A 25,619-nucleotide genomic window follows, 5' to 3' on the forward strand; every position below is an offset into this window, starting at 1 on the left:
ACCACGACTGCGTTCCCGACCCCCGGGTACGCCTGACCCGCACACGCCCATCCCCGCTGGAGCCCGCCCTTGTCCGTCCTCGCTGGTCCCGACCTCGCCGCCGCGCCCCCGCCGGTCCTCTCCGCCGAAGGGATCGCCGCCCGTGCCCGGCGGATCCGGGAACACGTGCACATCGTCACCGACCCGACCGGCCGTGAGCTGGGCCTTGCCACCGGCCCCCGGCCCAGCGGCCCGGTGCTCGGTACGCTGCCCCCGCTGTATCCCGAGTGGCTCGGCGGGCGCACCTTCTGCGAGGCGCACGGCGTCCGTTTCCCCTACGTGGCGGGCGAGATGGCGAACGGCATCGCCACCACCCGGATGGTGACCGCGATGGCCCGGGCGGAGATGCTCGGGTTCTTCGGCGCGGGTGGCCTCGGATACGCCGACGTCGAGCGGGCCGTGCGCACGTTGGCCGACGAGCTGCCGGACAGTCCGAACTGGGGCGTGAACCTCATCCATTCACCGGCCGAGCCCGCGCTGGAGTTCCGCGTCGCCAAGCTGTTGCTGCGACACGGCGTACCCCGGATCTCGGCCTCGGCGTTCATGGAACTGACCCCTGCCGTCGTGCTGTGCTCGGCCCTGGGACTGCGCCGGGGTGCCGACGGCCGGATCACCCGGCGTTCCCGGATGCTCGCCAAGGTCTCCCGCCCCGAGGTGGCCCGGCAGTTCCTTTCGCCCGCACCGTCCGAGCTGCTGCGCCGGCTCGTCGCCCAGGGAGAACTGACCTCCGAGGAAGCCGACCTGGCCGCACGGGTGCCGGTGGCCGAGGACATCACCGTGGAGGCCGACAGCGGCGGGCACACCGACAACCGCCCACTGGCGGCACTGCTGCCGCGAATCGTCCTCCTGCGCGACGAACTCACCCGCCGGTTCGGCTACCACCAACCGGTAAGGATCGGCGCGGCCGGCGGGCTGGGCACGCCGAGCGCGGTGGCCGCCGCGTTCGCGCTCGGCGCCTCCTACGTGGTCATCGGATCGGTGAACCAGACCGCCACGGAGGCGGGTCTGTCCGACGAGGCCAAGACGATGCTCTCCGAGGCCGACATCGCGGACGTGACCATGGCACCGGCGGCCGACATGTTCGAGTTGGGCGTCAAGCTGCAAGTACTCGCCCGCGGGACCATGTTCGCCCAGCGAGCCGCCCGGCTCCACGCGGCGTACCAGGAGCACGGCTCGCTGGAGGAACTCCCGCAGCCGTTGCGCGCCACCATCGAACGCGACGTGCTGCGCGCCCCGATCGACGAGGTCTGGCAGCGCACACGCGAGTTCTGGCACCAGCGCGACCCGTCGGAGGTCATTCGCGCGGAGGCCGACCCCAAGCACCGTATGGCGTTGGTCTTCCGCTGGTACCTCGGGAACTCCAGCCGATGGGCGATCACCGGGGAACCGGCACGGCGTACCGACTACCAGATCTGGTGCGGGCCCGCGATGGGCGCGTTCAACCGGTGGGCCGCGGGCACCTTCCTGGCCGAACCGGCGAACCGGTCCGTGGTGCAGATCGCGCTCAACCTCCTCGAAGGCGCGGCCGTGCTCACCCGCGCTCACCAACTGCGCACCTACGGCGTCCCGCTGCCGGCTTCGGCGTTCGCCTACACACCGTGCAGGCTCGCATGACGGGCCCCGGTGCCCCGGAGACATCAGCAGCATTCGTTCGACACCAGGGAGAGCCAGTGTTCGCCACCCACCGCCAGGTACCCGTCGCCGTGGTCGGCATCGGCGCGCTGGTTCCCGGCGCGACGGACGCGGCAGGCTATTGGCGGATCGTGGTCGGCGGTCAGGACCTGATCACCGAAGTCCCCGCCTCACGCTGGCTCGTGGAGGACCACTACGATCCCGATCCGGCCGCCCCCGACAAGACCTACGCCCGCAGGGGCGCGTTCCTGCCGGAGGTGGACTTCGATCCGCTGGCCTACGGCGTGCCACCCGCCAACCTGCCGGCGACGGACACCGCCCAGTTGCTCGCCCTGATGGTCGCCGACCAGGTGCTCGCCGACGCCGGCGGTCTGGCGCGCATGGACCGGGACCGGGTCGGCGTCGTCCTCGGCGCGGCCGCCCTGCAGTTGCTTCCGCACATGTACGGGCGCGCCCACCGCCCGCTATGGCTCAAGGCGTTGCGGGAGAGCGGCCTTGCGGAGGCCGAAGCGCAGGCCGCGTGCGACCGCATCACGGAGCACTTCACACCCTGGCAGGAATCGACCTTCCCCGGACTGCTCGGCAATGTCGTCGCGGGCCGGATCGCCAACCGGTTCGACCTGCACGGCACCAACCACACCACCGACGCGGCCTGCGCCAGCTCCTTGGCGGCACTGTCCACGGCGGTCGGTGAGCTGGCGCTCGGCCGGTCCGACCTGGTGATCAGCGGCGGCGTCGACACCGGGAACGACATCGGCATGTTCCTGTGCTTCTCCAAGACACCCGCGCTGTCCCCCACCGGTGACTGCCGGCCGTTCTCCGAAGCGGCGGACGGCACGATGCTCGGCGAGGCCGTCGTCATGTACGCCCTCAAGCGGCTGTCCGACGCGGAACGGGACGGCGACCGGATCCATGCGGTGATCCGCGGAATCGGCACCTCGTCCGACGGCAGGAGCACCGCGATCTACGCGCCCCTGCCCGACGGACAGGCGCGGGCCCTGCGGCGCGCCTACGAGGAGGCAGGCTACGGCCCGGACACCGTCGAGCTGGTCGAGGCGCACGGCACCGGAACCAAGGCCGGAGACGCTGCCGAACTGACCTCGCTGCGCACTGTGTTCGGGGCATCGAGGCGCACGGACCAGCAGTGGTGCGCGATCGGCTCGGTCAAGTCGCAGATCGGCCACACCAAATGCGCGGCGGGCGCGGCAGGGCTGCTCAAGGCGGTCATGTCCCTGCACCACAAGGTGCTGCCTCCGACCATCAAGGTCGACCGGCCCAGCCCTGCGACCACTGCCTCGGACAGCCCGTTCTACGTCAACACCCAGGCGCGCCCGTGGGTGCGCTCACCCGACCACCCCCGCCGGGCGTCGGTGTCGAGCTTCGGCTTCGGGGGCAGCAATTTCCATGTCACGCTGGAGGAGTACGTGCCGTCGGATGCATCGGGCGGTACGGCGTGGCGCCACCGCTCCGCTCCGACCGAACTCGTCCTGTTCAGCGCCTCTTCGCCGTCCGCTCTGCAGGCATCGGCTTTCGACGGCGACCGTTCGCTGGCCGCGATCGCACGGGAGAGCCACAGCACGTTCTCGCCCACCGACCCGGTGCGGCTGGCCGTCGTCGCCACCGACACCGAGGACCTGGCCGAGAAGTTCGCCGCTGCGACCGCGCTGATCCGGCAGCGGCCGGACACCGCGTTCTCCACGCCGACCGGTATCCAGTACGCCACCGGGACCCCCGCGCCCGGCCGGATCGGTTTCCTCTTCCCCGGACAGGGCGCCCAGTACGTGGGCATGGGCGCCGATCTGGCCATGCTTTCACCGGATGCCCAGGCGGTCTGGGACCGGCTGGGCAGTGCCGGGTTTGACGGCTGCCCCCTGCACCGGGTGGTGTTCCCCCCGCCGGCCTTCACCGACGAGGAACGTGCGGCCCGGCGTTCGCGGCTGGCCGCCACCGAGTGGGCGCAGCCCGCGCTGGCGGTGCACAGTCTCGCCCTGCTCGAAGTGGCGCGTGGGCTCGGTCTGCGGCCGGACTGCGCGGCGGGCCACAGCTTCGGCGAACTGGTGGCCCTGCACTGCGCCGGCGTCCTGGACGCCGAGTCCCTGGTCGCTCTGGCCCGCAAGCGCGGCACATTGATGCGGGACGCGGCCGTCGCTCCGGGCGCGATGCTCGCCGTCGGTGCGGACCGCGAGCGGGTGGCGGCGGTCCTTGCCGGCATCGGGCTCGACGACGTCTGGCCGGCGAACCACAACGCCCCCCGGCAGGTGGTGCTCTCCGGCACGACCGAGGCGATCGCGGTCGTGGAGAAGGCCTTCGCAGCCGAGGACGTCGACACCCGGCGGTTGAACACATCGACCGCCTTCCACAGCCCGCTGGTCGCCCCGGCGGGTGAACGGCTCTCCGCCTTCCTGAGCGGGATCCCGCTCACGGAGCCCCGGATCGAGGTCTACGGCAACGCGGACGCGGCACCGTACCCCGCACCGCCCGACGAGGTGCGCCGCAGGCTCGCCCGCCAACTTGCCTCACCGGTGCTCTTCCACGACCAGATCGAGGCGATGTACGCCGCGGGGGTCCGGACCTTCGTCGAGGTCGGCGCGGGCACCACGCTGACCGGTCTGGTCGGGCAGATCCTCGGCGACCGCGAGCACGCGGCAATCCCCCTGGACCGGCCGGGCCGGTCCGGAGTCAGCAGCCTGCACACCGCGCTCGGCCGACTCGCCGTACGCGGCATCCCACTCGATTACGACCACCTCTGGGCGCCTTACGGGCCGCCCGGAGCACCAGCGAAGGAGCGCAAGCCCCGAATGACCGTGAAGATCAGCGGAGCCAACTACGGTCAGCCCTACCCGCCCGCCGGTGGGGCCGCCGTACTGCCCGCGCCGAGTGAGCCGGCCCGGCCCGACTCGCCCAACCCGCCCGGGCAGCAGGCGGAATCCGTACCCGTACCGGAGGCCCCGGTAGCCCCGACGCCCGCAGACGAGCCGGTGTCCGCGTACGAACCGGTGCTCGCGTCTGCACCCCTGTCCGTGCCCGCGTCCTCTGCGGGCTCCGACTGGTACGCCATGGTCGAGAGTGTCCAGCGGCAGACGGCGGAAGCCCACGCGGCCTGTCAGCGCATGCTGATCGACAGTCATATGACGTTCCTGAGGATGACCGAGACGACCCTTTGCGCGATGCTGGGAGCGCAGGGCGTCAACGGCGTGCTCGATGACACAGCTTCCTCGTCACCACCGCTGCTCCCCCAGCGGTCACCGTCACTGCTCCCGGAGCAGTCGTCGGCCGCGCGGACACAGGCCGTGCCGCAGCCCCCGGCGCCCGTGCTGTTCGAGGCCCCCACGCCTGCGGTGCTCGCCGGGCCGCCCGCCCGACTGCCTTCCCCCGGACCGTCGACCGCCGAGGACCGGGCCCCGGACACCCATCCGGACATCACGCCGGCGGTGGCCCTGTCGGCGCAGGCACTCGAAGAACTGCTGCTCTCGGTGGTGGCCCGGCTCACCGGCTATCCGACGGACATGCTCAACGTGGACATGGATCTGGAAGCGGATCTGGGAGTCGACTCGATCAAGCGCGTCGAGATCCTGTCCGCCGTACGTCAGCGGACGGGCGACGCGCCGGCGGAGAGCATCGCCCAGCTCGGCAGACTCCGCACCCTGCGCGAAATCGTCGACGCACTCACCGCGGGCACCGGCCCGGTGTCTCCCGGGGCTGCAGCACCGGACTCCCTGGCCGCGGCTGCCGCCCCGGGCACCACGGAGGTTGCCGCAGTCCCGGAGATCCCGGCCATGCGCACCGAGCCGCCGCAGCGCGCGGCATTGACCAGGCTGGTCCCGCGTACGGCGGAATCACCCGCGTCCGGCCTGGCCGTGGCTGCCCTCGGGGACGGGCCGCTCGTGGTGACCGGAGGGGACAGTGACGGCATCGACGACGCCGGAATCGCCGGTCTCGTGGCGCGGAAGCTGACCGCACACGGCATCGACGCCACCGCTGTGACGGACGTGCCGGAGAACGCGCACGGTGTTGTCCACCTCGGCGGGCTGACCGGGACCGGCTCGCCGGACGAGGCACGGGAAGTCCACCGTTCGGCGTTCCACGCGGCTCGTTCGGTCGCGGCGCGGATGGCCTCACGGGGCGGGCTGTTCGTGACCGTGCAGGACACCGGTGGTGACTTCGGGCTCGACGGCCGCCGGCCCGATCGCGCGTGGCTCGGCGGGATCGCCGGTCTGGCCAGGACCGCGGCGAAGGAGTGGCCGGGAGCTTCGGTCAAGGCGATCGACTGCGAGGCCGGCGGGCGCGACCTCGACACGGTCGCCGAGGCGATCGTGCGTGAACTCCTCGAAGGCGGCCCCGAGACGGAGGTCGGCCTTCGCGCGGACGGTACCCGCACCATCCCACGGGCGGTCCCCGCACCTCTGACACCCGGCGGCGCGACGAGGATCACTTCGGAGTCGGTGATCGTGGCCACCGGAGGGGCACGCGGGGTGACCGCCGCCGCGCTGCTGGACCTGGCCAGGACACACCGGCCCCGGATCGTGCTGCTCGGCCGGACCGAACCGGCCACCGAGACGCCCGGGCTGGAGTCGGCCGCCGACGAACCCGCGCTCACCCGTCTGCTCGCCGCGCGCTCCGCCGGGGACGCGGATGGATCCTCCCCGGCCGAGATCGCCGTCCGGGCCCGGGAGATCCTGGCGGCTCGCGAGGTACGGGCGACGCTGGCGGCGCTGACGGCGGCGGGCTCCGCCGCCCGCTACGTCCCGGTCGACACAAGGGATGGCGAGTCGCTCGCCGCCGCGCTGCGCGACGTACGCGAATCGTGGGGTCCGATCACCGGCATCGTGCACGGCGCCGGGGTACTGGCCGACAAGCGGATCGCCGACAAGACCGACGAGCAGTTCGACCGGGTGATGTCCACCAAGGTGGACGGCCTGCGCGCGCTGCTGGCCGCGACGGCGGACGATCCACTCGACGTGATCTGCCTGTTCTCCTCGGTGGCCGCCGTGTTCGGCAACGAGGGACAGAGCGACTACGCCATGGCCAATGAGGTGCTCAATCACGTGGCGTCCGCCGAGCGGTCCCGCCGCCCCGACTGCCTGGTGCGTTCCGTGGCCTGGGGCCCGTGGCACGGCGGAATGGTCACCCCCGCCCTGGCCGGGCACTTCGGCCGCGCCGGCGTCGCGCTCATCCCCCTGGAGCAGGGCGCCGCCGCCTTCTCGGCCGAGTTGGACGGTACGGTCGGCGAACCGCGCGTCGTCATCGCGGCCGGCGACGATCCGGCAGCCATGACGCCTGTCGGCGATCCTCGCCCGGCGCAGGTGCTGATCCGGGAGAGCAGCCATCCGCAGCTGTCCGACCACCAGATCGCCGGAGTTCCCGTACTGCCCGTGGCGATGGTCCTGAACTGGTTCACCGGCGCGGCCGCCGCCTGGCGGCCTGCCACCGACCGGATCGTCCTGCGCGACGTCCGGGTGTACAAGAAGCTCGTCCTGCCGCGACTCGCCGGCGACGGCCACCGGATCACCGTGCACGGCCGCCGCGGCACGGTCGGTGCGCCCTCGGACCTGGAGGTGGAACTGCGCGGCAAGGACGGCGTTGCGCACTTCCGGGCCGTGCTGGAGTTCGAGGCCGTGGAACCCGATCCGGCCGTGTGGATCACCCCGGACGGGCTGGAGCCGCCGACCCGCCCTGAGGTCTACGACGGACGGACCCTGTTCCACGGCCCCCGGTTCCAGTCCATCCGCACCCTGCACGGTGTCTCCGGCCGCGGAGCCGAGGCGACCGTTGTGGGCCTGCACGCGCTGGACTGGGCGGGTGACCACTGGCCGCTCGACCCGGCCGCCGTGGACGGCGCGCTCCAACTCGCCCTGATCTGGGCGGAGAACGTACTCGGTGAGGCGACGCTGCCCATGGCAGTCGCGGAGTGCAGGGTGCACCGGCGCGGCCCGGCACCCGAGACCATGCGGTGCGTGGTTCGGGCGCGGAAGACGCACGAGACGGGAGCACGGTGCGACGTCGCGCTGATCGACCCCGACGCGTCCGTGCGCATCGAACTGCTCGGCGTGGAACTCGTCCGCCGTCCCTCCTGAGCCCTGCCGGCAACTGCCGTCGCCCCGGCGCACAGCCGTCCGTACCGCACGCGGCCGCACCGCGTCCGTGTCATGAAGTGAGACCTGTATGGGATTCGAACCGATCGCCATCGTCGGCCGGGGCTGTGTGCTGCCCGACGCACTCGATCCGGACACGTTCTGGAACAACATCGCCGCGGGCCGGAACAGCCTGTCGGCCGTTCCGGACGGCCGATGGCGGTTGCCGCACCACTGGGCCATGGGCTCGGTGGACGAGCACCTGGACCGCACCTGGACCGATGTCGGCGGGTACGTACGGGGGTTCGAGTCCGCCTTCGACCCGAGCGGCTTCCGCATCGCCCCGGAGCGGATCCTGGCACTGGACCCGCTCTTCCAGTGGGTCATGTACGGTGCCCGGCAAGCACTCACGGAGGCCGGACGTGAGGGTCCGCTGCCGCGCGCGGGCCTGGTGCTGGGCAACCTGTCCTTTCCCACGGCCGCGGGATCGGCCTTCGCCGAACACGTATGGCTGTCCGCCCAGCCCCCCTCCCTGCGCGACGCCCTGCTGACGGGCGTACGCCGGAGGCGGCCCGACGCGCGCAACCGCTTCTCGTCCGGGCTCCCGGCCCATCTCGCGGCCCAGGCGCTCGGGCTCGGCGCGGGCGCCTGGGCGCTCGACGCCGCCTGTGCCTCGTCGCTGTACGCGATCAAGCTGGCGTGTGACCGCCTGCACGATGGCACGGCGGACCTGATGGTGGCCGGCGCGGTCAACCGGGTCGACAACCTCTATCTGCACGTGGGGTTCTGCGGTCTGTCCGCGGTGAGCCGGACCGGCCGCAGCCGCCCCTTCCACCAGGACGCCGACGGGCTGATGCACGGCGAAGGCGCCGGATTCGTCGCTCTGGTGCGACTGTCGGAGGCGCTCACCGCCGACCTGCCCGTTCTCGGGGTGATCCGCGGTATCGGGCTGTCCAACGACGGGCGCGGCGGCGGGCTGCTCAGCCCGGCGGAGGAGGGCCAGGTACGTGCCATGCGCCTGGCCTACGCCACGGCGGACATCGCGCCGGAGACCGTCTCGCTCGTCGAGTGCCACGCGACGGGAACTCCGCTCGGGGATGCCGTGGAAGCGCGCAGCATGGCCCGGATCTATGCTGCCGGAGACGATGTGCCCATCGGTTCGGCGAAGTCCAACGTCGGGCACCTGCTGGCTTCGGCGGGCGTGGCCGGGCTGCTGAAGGTGCTTGGCGCCATGCGCACGGGAATCCGTCCGGCGACGCTCGGCGCGGAGCGTCCGATCACCGGACTGCGCGGCACACCGCTACGGGTGCTGACCGCACCGGAGCCATGGCCGGGGCCGCGCAGGGCAGCCGTCAGCGCCTTCGGTTTCGGTGGCACCAACGCCCATCTGATCGTGGACTTCCCGGACGGCGACCCGGTCTTCGCCGTGCCCGCGTCGGCCCGCGCGGTACCGGACGCCCTGGTTCCGGACTCCGCGACGCTCACGTACTCCGGCTCCCTCGCCCCGGAATCCTCCGACCGCCCGACGCCCGGCGTCCCGGTGCCGGAATCGCAGGGGGGCCGCACGCCGGTGGCCATCGTCGCCCTCGGCGCCCGGGTCGGCGACGGAACCAGCGCCGAGGACTTCCGCCGCGCGGTGCTCGGCGGCGAACGGCGGGGTCCCGCCACGGAGATCGCCGTGGAACTGACGGACCTGTCCTTCCCGCCGCTGGCGCTGGAGCAGACCTTGCCCCAGCAGCTCCTGGTGTTCGAGGCTGCCCGCGAGGCCGTACGGGCTGTCTCGCTGCCCCGCGAGCGGACCATGGTGGTCATCGGGATGGGCGTCGACCCCGGGGTGGCACGCTCCGGTGCCCGCTGGCGGCTTCCCCACTGGCTGGAGCACGCCGGACCGACCGCTGTCGCAGAGTCGCCGGCCCACGCCCAGGACGCCTTCGCACCGCCCATGACCGCGGATCGGGTGGTCGGCAGCCTGCCCAACCTCATGGCGAACCGGATCAGCACCCAGCTCGATCTGGCGGGGCCGGGTTTCGCAGTGTCGGCGGAAGAGGCATCCGGCCTGGTGGCGCTGGACCTTGCGGCACGGGCCGTCCGGGCGGGCGAGGCGGACGCCGCGCTCGTCGGTGCCGCCGACCTGTCCTGCGAGCCGGTCCATCGGGCCGCCCTGCGTGAACTCGGCCATGAGGCCGATCCGGGTGACGCCGCCGTGGTCCTGGTCCTCAAGCCTCTGGACGCCGCCCGCAGGGACGGCGACACCGTGATCGCCTTGCTCGACGAGGAGTCCACCGGCGAACCCGACATGGTCATCGGTGACGGTTCCGACGCCGCGTTCGACCCTGCGTCGACCTTCGGCCGTGCCCACGCCGCCCAGGGGTTGGTCTCCGTCGCGGTCGCGGCGACCGCCCTTCAGCACCGCGCGGTGCCGCGCCCGGACGAGCCCGCGGACACCGGCGCGTCTCCGCGGACCGCGGCTGCCGTCGTGTCACCGCTGGAGGGGCCCCCCGCCCGGGCACGGCTGCGCGCGGGTGACGCCCGGCCCTGGCTGCGGGGGCCGGCTCCGCGTCTGCACCTCTTCTCCGGGGGCGACCGCCGAGAAGTGCTGGCCGCGCTGGAGTCCGGTGTGGAGTCCTCCGACGGCCCGGCCCGGCTGGCACTCGTGATTCAGGACGACGTCGAGCTGCCGGGCCGTAAGGAGGCCGCCCGACGCTGGCTGACGGAGGGCGGGATCCGACCGGCCGACGTGCTGTACCGGGACGAGCCGGTGAAGGGGCAGACCGCCTTCGTGTACACCAACGGCTCGGCCTCCTACCCGGGCATGGGCCACGCGCTGATGCTCGCGCTGCCCTCGCTCGGCGAGACCGTCAGGGCAGAGCATGGGCCCGTCGGCGCCCGGGTGCGGTCCCGATCGGCAGCGGGGGTGCTCGACCAGATCTGGGGCGCCGCCAAGCTCGCGACCGTCCACACCGTACTCACCCGGCAGCTGCTCGGTCTGCGGCCGGACGCCGCCATCGGATACTCCTCCGGCGAGTCGGCTGCCCTGATGGCTCTGGGTGCCTGGCAGGACGCCGCGGGGCTGTACGAAGCCACCAGGGACAGCGGTCTGTTCACGACGGAACTCACCGGTGAACTCCGGGCGGTCCGGCGTGCATGGGAACGTGTGGGCGTCCAGGGCTCCCGCTGGTCGAGCTACCTGGTCAGCGCGCCCCTCAACACGGTTCGTACCGAACTCGCGGCCGAACCCGCAGTCCACCTGATGGCGGTGAACGCACCCGGCGTATGCGTCATCGGCGGCGAGTCGCGGGCGTGCGCGGCCGTCGTGGCCCGGCTCGGCGCCGGCCGCGCGATCGCGATCGACTACGACATGGCCGCCCACGCACCGGAGTTGGCCGACGTTCGCGACAAGTGGCGCCAGGTCCACCACCGTCCCACCACCGAAGTGCCCGGAGTACGGTTCTACAGCGGAGCCACCGGGCAGTCGTACTCCCCGACGCCCGAGCGAGTCGCCGAAGCACTGACCGCGCAGGGCCTCGACACCATCGACTTCGCGGGTACCGTCGAACAGGCGTGGACCGATGGGGTCCGGATCTTCGTCGAGCACGGGCCGCGCAGCCTGTGCACCGGCTGGATCAAGCGCGTGCTCGGCGACCGGGACCACGTGGCCGTCGCTCTGGACGCCCCGCACGACCAGGGGCTGCGGCAGCTGTGTCTCGCGGTGGCCGAACTCGTCGTCGCCGGGGTGCCGGTGCGTGCCCACGAACTCTTCGCACAGCTCGGGAGGGCTGCCGTGGACCTCACCACCCCCGGTCCCACCGTCACGGTGACCGTGCCCGGGACTCCGCGTCTGACGTCCCCGGAGGCGTCCGCGGTGACCATGCCCAGGGCCCCCGAGCTGGCACCGGTGCCGGACCTGGAGGCCGACCGGCCCGGCACACCGGCAGTCACCGCGTCCTCCCCCGGTGCCGTGCGGCGACCGCTGCCGGAGGGACAGCCGACCGGTCGGCCCTCGGAGCCACAACCGGCGAGCGTCCGTGCCCTGGTCGCCCGGCAGAGCCGCCGGGCGATCGCGCTCCACCAGGAGATCACGGCCAGGCACACCGAGGCCCATCAGCGATTCCTGCGGATGTCGGCCCAGGCGGTCACCTTGCTGACACGCGCCGGGGCAGGGGGCAGGACGCCCGCGTTCCCCGTACAGATGCCCGGTCCCACGACGCCGCGCCCGGTCGCTCCCACCGTTGCCGGGCCGCTGCCGTCCCCACGACCCGAGTACGTTCCCGCCACTCGGCCGAAGCCTGTACCGAGGTCTCCACACGGACCGCTGCCAGGACCGAAGTTCGACCGCGCCCAGCTCGAACATCTCGCCTCCCGGCAGATCTCCGCGCTCTTCGGCGCACGGTTCGCCGCACAGGACGCGTACGCGGTGCAGACCCGGATGCCCGCACCGCCCATGCTGCTCGCCGACCGCGTCACCGGCATCGACGCGGTACCGGCGGCGCTCGTCGAGCCCGGACCAGTACACGCCGACGGAACGATCTGGACCGAGACCGACGTCCGCCCCGACAGCTGGTATCTCGATGCCACGGGCCGCATGCCGACCGGTCTGATGGTCGAGGCCGGCCAGGCGGACCTGCTTCTGCTCAGTTGGCTCGGCGTCGACCTCCTCAATCGGGGCGAGCGCGTCTACCGGCTGCTCGGCTGCGAGTTGACGTTCCACGGCAGCCCGCCCGAAGCGGGGGACACGCTGCGCTACGAGATCCACATCGACGGCCACGCCGAACACGACGGCGTCCGGCTTTTCTTCTTCCGCTACGACTGCCACGTGGACGGCGAACTCCGGCTCAGCGTCCGCAAGGGCCGGGCCGGGTTCTTCACCCCGGCCGAACTCGGCGGCAGCGGTGGTGTGCGGTGGGACCCTGCCGACTGCCGGCCCGGCGACGCACTGCCGCTCGACCCGCCCGCGGTGCGCTGCGAGCTGACCGGCTTCACCGCGGAGCGGGTACGGGCCCTGGCGGAGGGGCGGCCCGCGGACTGTTTCGGTCCCGGCTGGGAGACGACCGCGGCCCACGTCCGCTCCCCCGGGATCGGCGGCGGTCGGCTGCGTCTGCTGCACGAGGTCACCGTGTTCGACCCGTCCGGAGGACCGTGGGGCCGCGGCTACCTGCGCGCCGAGACGCCCGTCTCGCCGGACGACTGGTTCTTCGCGGGGCACTTCAAGAACGATCCCTGCATGCCTGGCACCCTGATGCTCCAGGGCGGCCTCCAGGCGATGGCGTTCTACCTGGCGGCCATGGGCTTCACCGTGGACAGGGACGGATGGCGCTTCGAGCCCGTCGACAACGCCCCCTGCTCGGCCAGTTGCCGTGGCCAGGTGACCCCGGACAGCCACCGGATCGTGTACGAGGTGTTCGTGCGCGGTGTCTCGTCCGGGCCGCTGCCGACGCTGCACGCCGATGTCCTGGGAACCGTGGACGGGGTCAAGGCGTTCCATGGCAGTGACGTGACGTTGCGGCTGGTGCCCGACTGGCCGCTGTCGCACTGGCGGCGGTCGGGCCCGTCCACCGTACAGACCGGAGGTGCTCCGGTGCCGCTCGCCACGCTCGGCGGGCTGGCCGGACACCGCGAGAACGGACCGGTGGCCGCGGTGGACGGATTCTCCTTCGGCTACGCCTCCTTACTGGCGTGCGCGTGGGGCCGGCCGAGTGAGGCGTTCGGCGCCGCGTACGAGCCCTTCGACGGCACCCGCAAGGTCGCACGCCTGCCCGGCCCCCCGTACCACTTCATGAGCCGTATCGCCGGGGTGGACGGCCCGCAGGGCGGCATGCGGGAGGGCAGCAGCGTCGTCGCCGAATACGACGTGCCCGCCCTGGCCTGGTATTTCGAGCAGAGCGGCGGTCATACGATGCCGTTCGCCGTCCTCCTGGAGACCGCGCTGCAACCGTGCGGGTGGCTGGCCTCGTACGTAGGCAGCGCGCTGACCACCGGCACGGACCTGTTGTTCCGCAACCTCGACGGCTCGGGAACCGTCACCGGCGAGGTCACCCCCGCGACCCGGACGGTACGCACCCACGCCGAACTGACCCGTATCTCCCGCAGCGGTGACATGATCATCGAGTCGTTCGAGGTCCGGTGCACGGCCGACGGTAAACCGCTCTTCGAGCTGTCCACGGTGTTCGGATACTTCCCGCCCTCGTCCTTCGACAACCAGGCCGGCCTCGCGGTGTCGGCGCAGGACCGGGCCCGTCTCGACGAACCCTGCAGTCACACCGTCGACCTCACCGCCCGGCCCGCCCGCTACTGCGCAGGCCCGGTGCGCCTGCCCGGCCCCATGCTTCTGATGCTCGACCGCATCACCGGTTACTGGCCGGACGCGGGCAGCGCGGGGCTCGGCCGACTGCGGTCGGAGAAGGACGTGGATGCGGGCGAGTGGTTCTTCAGGGCTCATTTCTTCCAGGACCCGGTGCAGCCGGGCTCATTGGGTATCGAGGCCATGTGCCAGCTGCTCCAGTACTACCTGCTCGAACGCGGCATGACCGCGGGTGTCCCGCATCCCCGGTTCGAGCCGGTGCTACCCGACCGCGAGATTACCTGGACGTACCGCGGTCAGATCACCCCGGCCAACCGGCTGATCAGGGTGGAGATGGAGATCCTGGAGGCCGGCAGGGACGCACGAGGCCCCTATGCGACCGCGGAGGCGTCGTTGTGGGGCGACGACACGTGCATCTATCTCGTACGCGGGCTGGGCATGCGCGTGGTGCCCGGAGACGGTCCAGCGGCATTCCGGGCGGGGGACCTACCAGTACTCCAGATGTAGATCGTGATCCCGATGGCTGGGCGGTGCCCCGTCGGCAGAAGTCACCCGTCTGCAAGGAGTTCGGATCGTGCATCAGATGCAGTACCGCGCAGTTCCTGCACGAGATGGTGCTGGAGGCGGTACGGCATCTACGTCGTGGTGTTCGATGCCGACCGCGACCATGTCCCGGTCTTCACCGCGTCCGGGACGTGGGTCGGTGAGGCGGCCGGCCCCGACGCGATCGGCGGCCTGATCGACGCCTGCGAGAACGGTGCTGCGTCCCGATGACGACCGCCGGCTCGCCGCGCACCGTCCTGGAGCGGTTCCTCGCCGGCCAGCCGCGCGGGATCGTAACCCACCGACGAAAACGCCGCCGCCCGGCGCGCCCAGGGCACCGACGCCCAGGTCGGTATGGACCTCAGCAGCGACCAGTTCCTCGTGGTCACCAACACCACCACCGAGTAGCACCGCATCCCCGAGCGCCGCGCCCGACCTTCCCGGCCGGGCGCGGCGCTCCAGTGTTCGGCGTCCATCACCAGCGACCAGGAGGCCACCCTCGTGCGCCCGATCTGCCTGATCCCGTTCGGCGACCTCCGCTTCCCCCACCTCAACGGCTTCCACCCACGCGCATCCGCGAAGCCCGCGCGAACGGCTGGCTCGGCGAGCGTTGCCGGGTCAGTGCCAGTCGCTGATCTTCACGTCGCGCGGCTCGGGGGCTCCTTCCCCGGTCTCAAGGAGCCGCTTGAGGCTCATCAGGAAGACGGCCCATTTGGTGCTGCAGTGGTGCATGAACTCGACCGGCTCACGCCAGCCCTCGTGCTTGAACAACACGATCGTGTAGTCGCCGTCCTGTCGGAGGTCCCACTGCACGCTGGTGCCGATCCACTCCTGCGGTCCGTCCACGACGTCCCAGCGGACGAGCCGGCCCGGATCGAGCCCGGTGACCTTCATGTCGAACCCGCCCGGCCCGAACCGGAACTCGATCACGCCGCCGAGGTCGGTCTCCCCCGACGTCTTCTCGGTCCACCAGCCGGACAGGCCGTCCAGGGTGGTGAGCGCGTCGTACACCTGCTCCGGCGAGGACTGCTCGACTCCGATGCGGTGAAGGATGTCTGCCATCTCCGTGTTCCTCTCTACTGCTTCTTCTCGGTCTCGTTGTTTGTGTCCTTGCCGCGCTGGATCGTCTCGGCGATGCGCTTGATGCGCTGGAGACGGGAGCCCCAGGCAGCTCCGACGTCGGCGAGTTGGGCGACGGCGCGGGCGAGCTGGGCCTGATCGACGCGGAACTGCTTCTCGCGGCCGGCGGTGGTGGCGTGCACCAGGCCGACCCGGTCGAGGACGACGAGGTGCTTCGCCACCGCCTGACGGGTCACCGGCAGGTGCTCGCTCAGGCTGGTCGCCGTCCCGCTGCCTTCGCTCAGCAACAGGTCGAGCATCCGGCGCCGGGTCGGGTCACCGACCGCCGACCAGAGGTCGTCGTCCACCATCACGCTTATGCACCCGCTCCGACCTTCGCGGCGTACGCCGGCAGCCGCGGCAGGTAGAAGTCCCAGCCGGTGACGTGCTCGGCGTACTTGGCGGCGGCCTTCGCCTCGTCCCAGCCGCGCTCCCGGAAGCCGCTCTCGGTCATCCGCAGGAGCGTCCCTGTCCCGGCGGGCTCGAGTTCGAAGACGACCAGGTTCGAGTTGCCCGGGGCGGCCGACTCCCCCTCGTCGTGGGTCCACCGGAAGGAGAAGCGCCGCGGCGGCACGGCGTCGACGACCGCGAACTGCACCCAGGTGCCTCCCTGCGAGAAGTCCCCGAAACCGATCCGCCCCGCTCCCCCGGGCACGGCCGGGAACTCCGCCTCGTCCGGCCACCACTCGCGTAGGTGCTCGGGACTGCTCACCACGTCGAAGACGACCTCGGGTGAGGCGTCGATGTGGATCTCCCGCTCGATCGTTCCGAGTTCCATGCCTGCCACCTTCTGCAACGTTTGGTTGCGCATCAATCTAGCCGACCTCCTCAGGCATGTGCAACCGTTAGTTGCGCAATGACGCCCCTCTTCCTGCCCATGATTTCCGAGCGAGTCCGCGCCGAGCTGAACCGGATCGCCGCTCGCAAGAAGCGCCCGCCCAGCAGGGCGCCCGGCCGCCGGGCGGGCCCGACGTATGGCCCGGTTGACGGTCGCGAGTGACAAAGGAGCGGAGCTGATGGCGAGCAAGCGCAGGACCAGCCCGGCGGGGTCGACGAATGATCTGCGACGCCTTCGAGAACGGCGGTCACCCCCGATGACAACCACCGCCACCCCGCGCACCGCCCTGGAGCGGTTCCCCGCCGGCCACCCCTGCGGCAGCCGGCCCGCCGACGAATACGCCGCGGTCCAGCACGCCCAGGGCACGGACGCCGCATGGACCTGAGCAGCGACCAGTTTTTCGTGGCCACCAACGCCACCACCGAGTAACACCCCTGACGCCGCGGAGCGCCGTCCCGACCTTGCCGACCGGGGGCGGCGCTCCGGACGTCTCCACCCCTATGTGCCTGGAGGCTCCGTGACACCCGACGTGTTCATCGACTCCTTCGGCGCCCGCCGGCAGGACGCTCCCCACCCCGCTACCGCGCCGCCGCCCTCGGCATCAACCTCACGAACGAGCTGCTGAACCCGCCGGACGCCCCGGGAAAGCCAGTTACTCATAGGCACGGGACGATGCACACCGACTCCGGTCCCACCGCCCATCTGCAAGGCAGGGATGTGGGCGAAGGCGCGCTCCACCTGCTCCGAGACGAGCGGCGTACGGGAGGGAATCAGGTACGGCATACGGATCTCCTCACAGAGCGGTCACCGCGTGGATCACTGCGACTCCCCCGCAGGGTGCGGCCACGAGCCTGTGGACAGAGCCAGGAGACTTCTCCCCTCCTGGAAACGGACGAACTGTCCGACCAAGGGCTATACCGGTACCCTCCGGGCCCCGTGCCGCGTGAGGGCCTGCCTCACTCGTTCATGGGCTCTGCGCGGTACTAGGACCGGCCGCTCCTGCACCTTGACCAGCAGACCGCTGCTCGCGAGATCGCGGAGGATCTGTCGCGTGTGCTTTTCCTCTGCCTCATGACCGGCGTCGCGCAGTGCGGTAAGCGCGCGCTGGGTGTCCCATAGGCCGCGAAGCGCGCGGATCGCCTTCTCCAGACTGACGCGCTGGCTCGGTCGGTGATCGCTCACGGGTAACCCCTCAATGTCAGGCGCTGTGCGTCTCATGGTCGCTACGCAGGCAGGCGACGTACGCGCCTGACGTCCAACGCCGTGTGTTACACGGCGACCGTGCAAAGCCAGCCGACGTGGCGGAGAACGGGCACCACGCGTAGGTGGGTGAAGGCGATCACGGGTGTCTCATCGTCCTCGACCGGGAAGGACAAGGCGTGCTGGATACGTATATCGTCCTGCGGATCATCCACGTCGTACCCAGGAACGTCGACACGGCCGCCGGCCGAGTGCAGAGCAACGCCCGGACGCGCGGTCAGGTCACGCAGCTGCTGGAGACCGTACTTGGCCGCCAGCTGAGCCGTGGTGAGGGACTTCTTGATCCTGGGGCGTTCCCCGTCCACCCAGGCAGGGAAGGCCATGATGCGCAGGGTGGTTGTGTTTCCCGGCGCGCGAGCGATGCCGACACGCAGCCGGTTGTGCAGGTTGGATAGCGCCGCGGGGATTTCGGGGACGACCGTGGGCTGGTAGAGCACGAGGTCTCGTTCGCCGTTGTCCCAGCGGGTGTCGTGCACTGTCAACAACGGGCGGTCGGGAAGGCGTAGTTCCCACTCAACGGCCGGGCCCTTCGCTGAGACCCCAGTGCAAGTTGTACCCGGCTTCTCATGCAGGGAGGTGCCGCGCTCCAGGGTGAGATCGCCCACGAGCCTCATGATCTGTGCTCCACCTCCGCGTATGGCGACATATGCCCGGTGATGTGCGTCGGGCGCATAGAACGTACCGCTTGCGGCGTTCACGTGGTAGGAGAACGATCAAAGTACACGTGCCGCGGATCTCTCGCTGTTGCAGCTGATTTGGCACTGCAGGTGACCTTGGACAGGTTTGTCGCGTGGAACTTCAGCACCCAGCGAAACCGGGGGCCCATGTGAGGAGGATCCCACTGGCCTCCGCGAGTGAGGTCCACCTGGGATCTCGCGGACACGCACACGCGGCATCTCCCCGAGACCGCCTTGACGCCGCACTTCCTCACGCCACCCGAGCCCAGCGCCGCAAAGCTCAAGCCGCACCTCGGCCACTGGAGCCAGTACGCGCCCCACTCCTACTGACCCCAGCACCGCCCACAGCCCCCGGATTTTCACCAAGCGGCGGCAAATGACCGCCTACCAGACGCGCGCCACCGGCCGGGAGAAGCTCCTGGCCGGTGGCGCAGTATTATTCAGCACAATACGAAGGAGTATGAACATGCAAGGAATCTCCTCCGATGAATTGGTCACGCATCTCATGCGGCTGCTCCCGGAAGTTGAGCCCTATTTCGACAAGGCAGCTGAGCGCCACGGCCTGCGTGTGTCGCAGGTGACTCACTGGGACCAGGTCAACTCCCACCCGGGAACGCTCCTGTCCGAAGTGCTCACTTACCCTCTGTTTCAACCCCTGATGGAATCTCCGGAGATCGATGCGGAAGCAGAGGACTTCCTGGCGCGTTGTTTCGAGTTCATCGAGGGGCTTGAGGAGGACCCCAGTGGCTGGCTGGTGGATACGGCCTACTTCACTTTCGTGGAATTCTTTTTGAAGAGCAGGGAAGTACTCGACCGCGCCTTCCGGTTCGCCCGGCCGAAGACCCGGGCGGAGATTTTGGCCATGCTGAGAGGCTGGAACGTCCCCGTGGACCCGTCCTGGGAGGACCCGTCCTGGGAGGACCCGTCATGGGAGGGGGGAACAGCAGGAATAGCGCGGCCCCGGAGTCTTTCTCAACTTCAGCTTGAGGCGTGGTGAGGGCGAGGACGGCCTACGACCCCTCAGTGAGCGCGTCAAGCTCGGAGATCTCCTCATCGAGGGCCATCACGCCCTTCGCCAGGCGAGCCACCACCGCGGCCGCCGGCCTCTCGCCGGGCAGCGCGGTGAGCCGGGACCGAGCCGCTCCGACTACGGTCTCGGCGAGTTTGCCCAATCAGGAGCTGCTCAAGCCGCCTTCCAGATTGCCGCACTGTCACCTCGTTGAAGAGTGGCTAATCTCCGACCGAGTTCGTGGGCTGCTGCTGCGTTCCCCATGCCGGCGCGGCGGATGTCCGAGCCGCGTGTGTGCATGTCGCGGATGCGGATGAGCATGGGTAGACCGGGCCGGCTTGAGATTTCTTACCCATACGCTTTCCGAATCGCCGGCCTTGGTAGTTGGCAAGGTCAACCTCCCGTGGCCCGATGGCAGCCTCATCCCGGTCGCCAAGGAGCGCATGGTCGCCGTCCCAGAGGCAGTTGCCGAGGTATGCGTCACCGTGGACGAGGCCGGGGGCCAAGGCGTAGTCAAGTTCCTCGAAGGCGGCAATGAGCTCGTGCGCGTGTGGCGACCCAGTCCTTCTGGGGGTCGGGCACTGAGTTCGCGTGCGCAAGTGTCTGGGTGAAGGAAGTGAGTGGCGTCCACTTCGGCAGTGTGATGGGTGGTTGGGGAATCTGACGTAGTTGCCGAAGAAGGCGGCCGAGATACTCAGCGCTGGGGATGCGCCCCGTGTCACTTCCCCGCGTACGCACCCGACCTCAACCCACAGGAAGGCATCTGGTCGCTGGTGAAACGCACCATCGGCAACCTCGCCGCCGCAATCCTCGACCAGCTGGCCACCGCCGTGAAACGCAGCCTCAAGAAGATCCAGTACCGCCCACACCTGGGTGATTTCCGCGAGCAATCCGGAATGCAAAGGGTGCGTCACGCCGCAGCGAGGCCGTCAAAGGCAAAGCGACTGTAGCGAGGCAGCCAGTGCGCTCACTACCCGGATTCGCACCGCGCGAGCACCCACTGGGAGCACTAGCCGGGCAGGGCCGGCACCGGCGGTTCGTTGACCCCACCAACCTGATTACGAATCAGTAAGGTCAGCAAAGGGTCAGCACGTGTTTGATCAGACCTGGTCACAGGTGCCAACACGTGCAACTGCCGACCGCCCGCGGAACCGACCCACGGCAGGCACAACTGCGTTCCCCCGCCGTACCGGCGAAGGGACGCAGAGAGCGCACGCAACGGGGAGCGTCGGAGGGCGCATCACCCCAGGTCAGCGCACCCGTCCCCGTGGTTTCAGCGCCACCGGCGGCAGCGCGGGAGCAGGCAGCCGGCCGCCGTCGTAGCCGTGCACCTCACCAAAGCGGGAGCCCTCCGCCCACGCTTGCCGGGCCTCCTCGATTTCCTCCTGGGACCGCCCGATGAAGTTCCACCACATGACGATCTCCTCCTCGAAGGGCTCGCCCCCGAGGAGCATGAGGCCCGCGTCGGTGTCCGCGCGCAGAGGGAGTTCGGTGCGGCCGCAGCCGAGGTAGAGCATGGAACCGGGCAGCACGGGTACGCCGTCGACCTCGGCCTGGCCGGACATCGAGAGCACCGCGTACTCGAAGTCCGGGTCGAGCGGCAGACGAGCCTCGGCGCCGGCGGACAGGGCCAGGTCGGCACCGACGATCGGGGTGTACGCGGTGCCGGGCGAAGTGGCGCCGTCGAGTTCGCCCAGGATCAGGGTGGCGGCGAGGCCGGGGGCGGTGACGGTCGGCAGTTCGGTGTGGTGCTGGAAGTGCGGCTCGACATGGCGGTGGGCGTCCGGCAGGGCGACCCAGAGCTGGGCGCCGTGCAGAAACCTCGCATGCGACTTCGGGCTCTCCTCGGAGTGACTGATGGCCCGGCCGGAGGTCATCAGCCCCAGCTCGCGCGGGCGGATCGTGCGGAGACTGCCGAGGCTGTCCCGGTGCAGGACCTCGCCGTCGTGCAGCCAGCTGACCGTCTGCAGGCCCATGTGGGGGTGGGGCGGTACTTGCATCCCTGGTTCGCCGGCGATGTCGTCGGGGCCGTAATGATCGACAAAGGCCCATGCGCCGACCATCCGGCGACCCAGATTGGGCAGCAGTCTGCGGACCTCGGTGGACTCACCCAGCCGGACATGGCGCGGGGTGAGGAGTTCACGTACAGGCTCGGCGACGACGAAGCCCCGTCCTCCACAGACGGAGACTGCGGCCTGGCGATCGAGATTGCTCATGGCGCTCAACCTATTCCCGTGCGGGCCCGGGGTGCCGGTACCCACGCCGATAATTTAGTGGAATATTCAACCAGTGTGCCATGTTCGGGTGAGTGGTGCACGGCTGAGCGTATGGCCGGGCCAGTGGCTGGACAGGGCCGGGAGCGATCCCGGGACGGTCCGTGAACGAGGAGGTCAAGTGAGCGACACCTATTTCGAGTTCGGTACTTCCGCCGACCGCTGGGACCGTGCGCAGATGTTCTTCGAAGCGAAGGAGTACATGACTGCGGCCCGGATTCTGGAAGGTCTGGTCGAGGAGGCGCCGGAGCAGGTCTCCCCGCGTCTGCTGCTGGCCCGGGCCTACTACCACTCGGCTCGGCTCGGCAGGGCCGAGACGGAGCTGCGGGCGGTTCTGGAGCGCGACCCGGTGGAGCACTACGCGCGGCTGATGCTCGGCCGCACGCTTGAGCGCCAGGGGCGGAGCGCGGAGGCGACCGGTCATCTGCGGATGGCGGCGGCGTTCTCCGGGGACTTGGACTTCGACGCGGACCGGACAGGGCTCTAGCGGTCGCATGGGGCGTTCGACAGGCGGTTCAGCCATCCCGTCAGGAGGACGCCCTCGGCCGCGCTGAGTTCTGGATCCGGCGCCGCAGCAGCGCGTTCAGCCGGGCCGCGCTGGACGGCACGTGGGCCTCGGACACGGCGGCCCCCGTGTCGTCGGCGTAGGCGCCGGACACATCCGGGGTGAAGGCCGCGGCGTGCACGGCGTCCCGTCCCCGCCGTGACACGCTCGCGTCGCCGAAGGTCGCGGAGCGGGCGACGAGCATCAGCGCCATGCCCACATTGGCCGACATCACCATCTGTGCGGCCGGATCGGGGGTCAGGCGCAGCCGGCCCACAGCCGCGGCCCGTTTCCAGGTCCCGGGTGAGGATCCGGTAGGACTCAAGGGCCGCGGCCGGTGGTGTACGCATGGCCGGAGAATTCATCAGCCGGTACGGACTGGGGTTCCGCAGAGCGAACTCGACGTGGCTGTCCCAGCCGTTGCGCAGATCCTCGATGGGGTCCGTGCTCTCGCCACGCTGTCGCTTGGTCGCCAAGTATTTGTCGAAGCCGTGGTCCACCACCACGGACAACAAGCCTTCCTTGTCGCCGAAGTGGCGGTAGCGCGCCGGGGCGCCCACCTGCGCGGCCTCGCACACGGCCCGGGTGGAGATGTCCCCGTTCGGGGATTCCGCGACCAGGCGCCTGCTCCAGCGCTACCCCGCGCCCTGCAAGGTCTCTGCAGGACCTCGCCGGGGTGCCCGCCCGTTTCGGACGCTCCCGTCGGACAATCCGGATGCCTTCCGCCCGTCCCGCGTGATACTTCACTCGGTCATGACCGACCTCGAGACTCCCCGCCTCTTCCTGCGGCTGATGAGCGCCTCCGATGCCTTGCAGGTGATGGCGGGCAAGCCGGGAGACGGTGCCCGCTGGGCGCCCGGATACCCGTCCCCCGGTGAGATGGCCGCGGCCGAGCGCTTCCTCCACACATGCGCGACGTCGGGTGATCCCAGCCCCTTCGGTTCGTACGAGATACGTCGCCGCGACGACGGAGAGGTGATCGGCGGGCTGGGATTCCATGGCGCTCCGGACGAGAACGGACACGTCACGATCGGCTACGGCCTCGTCCCCTCGGCTCAAGGCACGGGTTACGCCTCCGAGGCGCTGCGCGCACTGCTCCTGTTCGCCCGCGACCAGGGTGTGAGCTGCGTGCACGGCGACACCGATCTGGACAACCTCGCGTCGCAGCACGTCATGACAGCCGTCGGTATGCGCCTGGTGAAGGAGGACGCGCAGCTGAAGCACTACCGGATCGACTGGGATCAGCGGGCGTAGGAGTGAGTCCCCGGTCGCCCGGCCCCTTGCGGGTACGTAGGCACCGGCTCGGCCGCGCATTACGGGACGACGGAACCCGCCGGGAAACTCCCGGCGGGTTCCGATGTCTTCCGGTTGTCAGTGGTGCGTCGGTCAGCCGGCCGCGGTGGCAGCCCGGTTCGCCGCACCGTTCCCGGTCCTGACGGAGTCGGTACTCGGCACGAGAAGCCGTTCCGTCAGCCAGCCGAAGACGAGGCCGAAGGTGATCCAGAGAGTGGCCTGCACGGCGAGCGTGGCCAGGCGGAACTCCCACAGCAGGCCGGCCGGGAAGTCCTTTCCGACCTCGTTGAACGAGGGCAGGAACGCGTAGGCGACCCCGATCACGACGACGTAGGCGGCGGATGCGGTGATCGTCGCGTTCCAGTTGCCCAGGCGTGGAGCCAGCCGCTTGCCGCAGATGACGGCAGCGACGGCCAGCAGCACACTGAGGGCGACCATCAGGAAGAACAGGGCGGTGCGTCGGCCGATCGTGTCGGGGTTGCCGACGGCCGGCGGGTTGGCCGGGTACTTCAGGAACGGCACGATGTACACCGTCAGCAGTGCCGTACCCGCGATCAGGGCGGCCGTGGCCCGCGGGCCGAATCTGCCGATCCGGCCGAGTGCGTAACAGAAGACGAGGGCGGCGATGCCGCCGATCGCCACACCGAAGACGAGCACACCGGTGGCAAGGCCGGCGGTGGACTGCATGGTGCGGCTGACGAGTTCCCCGCCGCCGCCGTGGTCATGGCTGTGCGCCTCTTCGAGGGCGATGGCCGCGTCCACCCGGGACTCGCCGAGGAAGTAGGCGACGACCAGAGCGAGCGCGCCCGCGGCGAGGCCGGCCAGCATGCCGCGGACGAGCAGGGCTCTGACAGATATGGAGTTCATGAGGATTTCCCCTGGATCGGACGGTACGTCAGTGACAGGGGAAACCGAGGAGGTGGCGGCCGTCGTGGACCCACTCGTGGACACCTTCGCCGGAGATGACCGCGGTGGCGCCCTGCTCGGCGCCGACGAAGTACAGCAGTACGAGCATGAGGATGCCGAAGAAGACCGCCCAAGGGGCAATGGCCTTCAGGGAGATGGGGGTGATTGCCGGTACGGCGGTGGCGGGGGCAGCAGTCTGTGCCATGGCAGAACCTCCTGAGGGAACACGCGTCCCGTTCGTGGTGCCTGAGACGAAGGTGCTGGGTCTGACTTCCCGTACGGGTACGGGTTCACAGTGGCGCGACCGTGCCGGATTCTCACCGGACTTCCGTCACACTTCGTCATGCTCATCGGACGATACCGCCTGGGAGCAGGCACGGCCATGGTGCCGTCGGCGGGGCCGGAACGGCCGGATGCCATGGTGGGTGCACTTGAGGGGCCAGACTTCAGGGAGTTGACCCGGTCATGACGATAAAGGTGATGTTGATCTCACCGGCGCTCAACGCCGCGCTGCGCGAGGCCCGCTTCGACGGCGATGCGCCGCTCGACGCGGTCGGGGTCCGGCGGGCCAGGACCGCTGCGGCAGCGGTGCCTGCGGCCGACCGGTATGTCTGCGGGCCGTCCGAACGGTGCACCCGGACCGCCGACGCACTGGGGTTGCACGCCGAGCACGAACTCGCGCTCGGCGGCTGGGACATGGGCCGGTGGAACGGACAGCGGCTGGAGGAGGTGAGCGGGAGCGAGCCGGAGGCGGTGTCGGCCTGGATGACCGATCCTTCGGCGGCTCCGCACGGCGGCGAACCGTTGCTGGAGTTCTGCGCCAGGGTCGGCCGCTGGCTGGATGCCCTCCAGCCCCTGTACGGCGACGAGGGCGGCCGTGTGCTGGGGGTCGTCGAGCCTGCGGTGGTGCGGGCGGTGATCGTAGGGGCGCTCGCTCTCCCGACGGAGGCGTTCTGGCGGCTGGACGTCGCCCCGCTGACGCTGACCGGGCTCAGCGGCCGCTCCGGACGGTGGAACCTGCACTGTGGGCAGCCGCTGTCCCCCGCTCCGGGGGACTGACGCCCTCCCGTGGCCCACGGTATGAACAACTGACGTGCCGCCTGTGGTCCGTTTCACG

18 protein-coding genes, 3 pseudogenes and 1 riboswitch are annotated in these 25,619 nt (G+C 70.4%); of the genes and pseudogenes, 11 read left to right on the forward strand and 10 right to left on the reverse strand.

Annotated elements, in window-relative coordinates:
* Positions 1 to 69 precede the first annotated feature (69 nt).
* The 4 genes from OG609_RS03150 (at position 70) to OG609_RS03165 (ending at position 14,814) form a co-directional block, all read left to right on the forward strand.
* Entirely contained in the window at positions 70 to 1,653 is a 1,584-nt protein-coding gene (locus OG609_RS03150; protein WP_327271333.1) for a PfaD family polyunsaturated fatty acid/polyketide biosynthesis protein, read from the forward strand.
* Positions 1,650 to 7,745, forward strand: coding sequence for an SDR family NAD(P)-dependent oxidoreductase (locus OG609_RS03155; protein WP_327271334.1), 6,096 nt, complete (start codon positions 1,650 to 1,652; stop codon positions 7,743 to 7,745). Before OG609_RS03150 ends, OG609_RS03155 begins: the two co-directional genes overlap by 4 nt.
* An 88-nt stretch (positions 7,746 to 7,833) precedes the next feature.
* A complete protein-coding gene (locus OG609_RS03160) occupies positions 7,834 to 14,547 on the forward strand; it encodes a polyketide synthase (RefSeq protein WP_327271335.1) in 6,714 nt (2,237 codons plus the stop codon).
* 135 nt (positions 14,548 to 14,682) lie between these two features.
* A complete protein-coding gene (locus OG609_RS03165) occupies positions 14,683 to 14,814 on the forward strand; it encodes a hypothetical protein (RefSeq protein WP_327271336.1) in 132 nt (43 codons plus the stop codon).
* Positions 14,815 to 15,201: 387 nt separating this feature from the next.
* Here the strand turns inward: OG609_RS03165 and OG609_RS03175 are convergent, their stop codons facing one another.
* Genes OG609_RS03175 through OG609_RS03185 form a run of 3 tightly spaced genes read right to left on the reverse strand, consistent with a single transcriptional unit; the run spans position 15,202 to position 16,480 of the window.
* Positions 15,202 to 15,645 carry an SRPBCC family protein gene (locus tag OG609_RS03175; RefSeq protein ID WP_327271337.1) on the reverse strand — a complete coding sequence of 148 codons (444 nt, stop codon included), beginning with the start codon at positions 15,643 to 15,645 and terminating at the stop codon, positions 15,202 to 15,204.
* Between the two features lie 14 nt (positions 15,646 to 15,659).
* A complete protein-coding gene (locus OG609_RS03180) occupies positions 15,660 to 16,013 on the reverse strand; it encodes an ArsR/SmtB family transcription factor (RefSeq protein ID WP_327271338.1) in 354 nt (117 codons plus the stop codon).
* A 5-nt stretch (positions 16,014 to 16,018) separates the two neighbouring features.
* On the reverse strand, positions 16,019 to 16,480 hold the full coding sequence (locus tag OG609_RS03185) for an SRPBCC domain-containing protein (protein WP_327271339.1): 462 nt from the start codon (positions 16,478 to 16,480) through the stop codon (positions 16,019 to 16,021).
* A 316-nt stretch (positions 16,481 to 16,796) separates the two neighbouring features.
* Between OG609_RS03185 and OG609_RS03190 the strand changes: the two genes are divergently transcribed.
* Complete coding sequence (locus OG609_RS03190) at positions 16,797 to 16,925, forward strand: hypothetical protein (protein ID WP_327278400.1); 129 nt, start codon at positions 16,797 to 16,799, stop codon at positions 16,923 to 16,925.
* An 883-nt stretch (positions 16,926 to 17,808) separates the two neighbouring features.
* On the opposite strand, the gene OG609_RS03195 is transcribed toward OG609_RS03190, so the two are convergent.
* On the reverse strand, positions 17,809 to 18,414 hold the full coding sequence (locus OG609_RS03195; RefSeq protein WP_327271340.1) for a hypothetical protein: 606 nt from the start codon (positions 18,412 to 18,414) through the stop codon (positions 17,809 to 17,811).
* Between the two features lie 240 nt (positions 18,415 to 18,654).
* On the opposite strand from OG609_RS03195, the gene OG609_RS03200 reads away from it, so the two are divergent.
* The gene (locus OG609_RS03200) at positions 18,655 to 18,807 is read left to right on the forward strand and encodes a hypothetical protein (protein WP_327271341.1); all 153 of its coding nucleotides are present in this window, start codon (positions 18,655 to 18,657) and stop codon (positions 18,805 to 18,807) included.
* A 46-nt stretch (positions 18,808 to 18,853) separates the two neighbouring features.
* On the forward strand, positions 18,854 to 19,474 hold the full coding sequence (locus tag OG609_RS03205; RefSeq protein WP_327271342.1) for a hypothetical protein: 621 nt from the start codon (positions 18,854 to 18,856) through the stop codon (positions 19,472 to 19,474).
* Positions 19,475 to 19,496: 22 nt separating this feature from the next.
* Here the strand turns inward: OG609_RS03205 and OG609_RS03210 are convergent.
* Together OG609_RS03210 and OG609_RS46010 are read right to left on the reverse strand one after the other, a co-directional pair.
* A pseudogene (locus OG609_RS03210) lies at positions 19,497 to 19,640 on the reverse strand (IS110 family transposase); the annotation flags it as partial.
* A 67-nt stretch (positions 19,641 to 19,707) separates the two neighbouring features.
* A complete protein-coding gene (locus OG609_RS46010; RefSeq protein WP_442817932.1) occupies positions 19,708 to 20,208 on the reverse strand; it encodes a phosphotransferase family protein in 501 nt (166 codons plus the stop codon).
* Between the two features lie 3 nt (positions 20,209 to 20,211).
* On the opposite strand from OG609_RS46010, the pseudogene OG609_RS03215 reads away from it, so the two are divergent.
* A pseudogene (locus OG609_RS03215) lies at positions 20,212 to 20,436 on the forward strand (hypothetical protein); the annotation flags it as partial.
* Positions 20,437 to 20,736: 300 nt separating this feature from the next.
* On the opposite strand, the gene OG609_RS03220 reads toward OG609_RS03215, so the two are convergent.
* Positions 20,737 to 21,702: a pirin family protein gene (locus tag OG609_RS03220; protein ID WP_327271345.1), complete on the reverse strand. Its 966-nt coding sequence runs from the start codon at positions 21,700 to 21,702 to the stop codon at positions 20,737 to 20,739.
* A 178-nt stretch (positions 21,703 to 21,880) separates the two neighbouring features.
* On the opposite strand from OG609_RS03220, the gene OG609_RS03225 reads away from it, so the two are divergent.
* Positions 21,881 to 22,246 carry a tetratricopeptide repeat protein gene (locus tag OG609_RS03225; protein ID WP_327271346.1) on the forward strand — a complete coding sequence of 122 codons (366 nt, stop codon included), beginning with the start codon at positions 21,881 to 21,883 and terminating at the stop codon, positions 22,244 to 22,246.
* On the opposite strand, the pseudogene OG609_RS03230 reads toward OG609_RS03225, so the two are convergent.
* Positions 22,243 to 22,923 (reverse strand): annotated as a pseudogene (locus OG609_RS03230) (TetR/AcrR family transcriptional regulator). The gene OG609_RS03225 and the pseudogene OG609_RS03230 sit on opposite strands and share 4 nt — an antisense overlap.
* Before the next feature lie 133 nt (positions 22,924 to 23,056).
* Here OG609_RS03230 and OG609_RS03235 point away from each other — a divergent pair.
* On the forward strand, positions 23,057 to 23,557 hold the full coding sequence (locus tag OG609_RS03235; RefSeq protein WP_327271347.1) for a GNAT family N-acetyltransferase: 501 nt from the start codon (positions 23,057 to 23,059) through the stop codon (positions 23,555 to 23,557).
* A 132-nt stretch (positions 23,558 to 23,689) separates the two neighbouring features.
* Here OG609_RS03235 and OG609_RS03240 read toward each other — a convergent pair whose 3' ends face one another.
* Entirely contained in the window at positions 23,690 to 24,463 is a 774-nt protein-coding gene (locus OG609_RS03240) for a CbtA family protein (RefSeq protein ID WP_327271348.1), read from the reverse strand.
* Positions 24,464 to 24,491: 28 nt separating this feature from the next.
* A complete protein-coding gene (locus tag OG609_RS03245; RefSeq protein ID WP_124720415.1) occupies positions 24,492 to 24,707 on the reverse strand; it encodes a CbtB domain-containing protein in 216 nt (71 codons plus the stop codon).
* A 45-nt stretch (positions 24,708 to 24,752) separates the two neighbouring features.
* A riboswitch (adenosylcobalamin (AdoCbl) riboswitch) is annotated at positions 24,753 to 24,845 on the reverse strand.
* Between the two features lie 122 nt (positions 24,846 to 24,967).
* Here OG609_RS03245 and OG609_RS03250 point away from each other — a divergent pair.
* Positions 24,968 to 25,561: a histidine phosphatase family protein gene (locus tag OG609_RS03250; protein WP_327271349.1), complete on the forward strand. Its 594-nt coding sequence runs from the start codon at positions 24,968 to 24,970 to the stop codon at positions 25,559 to 25,561.
* Positions 25,562 to 25,619: the final 58 nt, after the last annotated feature.

This window comes from Streptomyces sp. NBC_01224 (assembly GCF_036002945.1).
In the GTDB taxonomy this organism is placed as follows: domain Bacteria; phylum Actinomycetota; class Actinomycetes; order Streptomycetales; family Streptomycetaceae; genus Streptomyces.

Coding starts and splice junctions, on each gene's coding strand:
- OG609_RS03155 (WP_327271334.1), top strand. CDS start 1,650: ATGACGGGCCCCGGTGCCCCGGAGACATCAGCAGCATTCGTTCGACAC.
- OG609_RS03160 (WP_327271335.1), top strand. CDS start 7,834: ATGGGATTCGAACCGATCGCCATCGTCGGCCGGGGCTGTGTGCTGCCC.
- OG609_RS03175 (WP_327271337.1), bottom strand. CDS start 15,645: ATGGCAGACATCCTTCACCGCATCGGAGTCGAGCAGTCCTCGCCGGAG.
- OG609_RS03180 (WP_327271338.1), bottom strand. CDS start 16,013: ATGGTGGACGACGACCTCTGGTCGGCGGTCGGTGACCCGACCCGGCGC.
- OG609_RS03185 (WP_327271339.1), bottom strand. CDS start 16,480: ATGGAACTCGGAACGATCGAGCGGGAGATCCACATCGACGCCTCACCC.
- OG609_RS03190 (WP_327278400.1), top strand. CDS start 16,797: ATGACAACCACCGCCACCCCGCGCACCGCCCTGGAGCGGTTCCCCGCC.
- OG609_RS03195 (WP_327271340.1), bottom strand. CDS start 18,414: ATGAGGCTCGTGGGCGATCTCACCCTGGAGCGCGGCACCTCCCTGCAT.
- OG609_RS03205 (WP_327271342.1), top strand. CDS start 18,854: ATGACCGCCTACCAGACGCGCGCCACCGGCCGGGAGAAGCTCCTGGCC.
- OG609_RS03220 (WP_327271345.1), bottom strand. CDS start 21,702: ATGAGCAATCTCGATCGCCAGGCCGCAGTCTCCGTCTGTGGAGGACGG.
- OG609_RS03235 (WP_327271347.1), top strand. CDS start 23,057: ATGACCGACCTCGAGACTCCCCGCCTCTTCCTGCGGCTGATGAGCGCC.
- OG609_RS03240 (WP_327271348.1), bottom strand. CDS start 24,463: ATGAACTCCATATCTGTCAGAGCCCTGCTCGTCCGCGGCATGCTGGCC.
- OG609_RS03245 (WP_124720415.1), bottom strand. CDS start 24,707: ATGGCACAGACTGCTGCCCCCGCCACCGCCGTACCGGCAATCACCCCC.
- OG609_RS03250 (WP_327271349.1), top strand. CDS start 24,968: ATGACGATAAAGGTGATGTTGATCTCACCGGCGCTCAACGCCGCGCTG.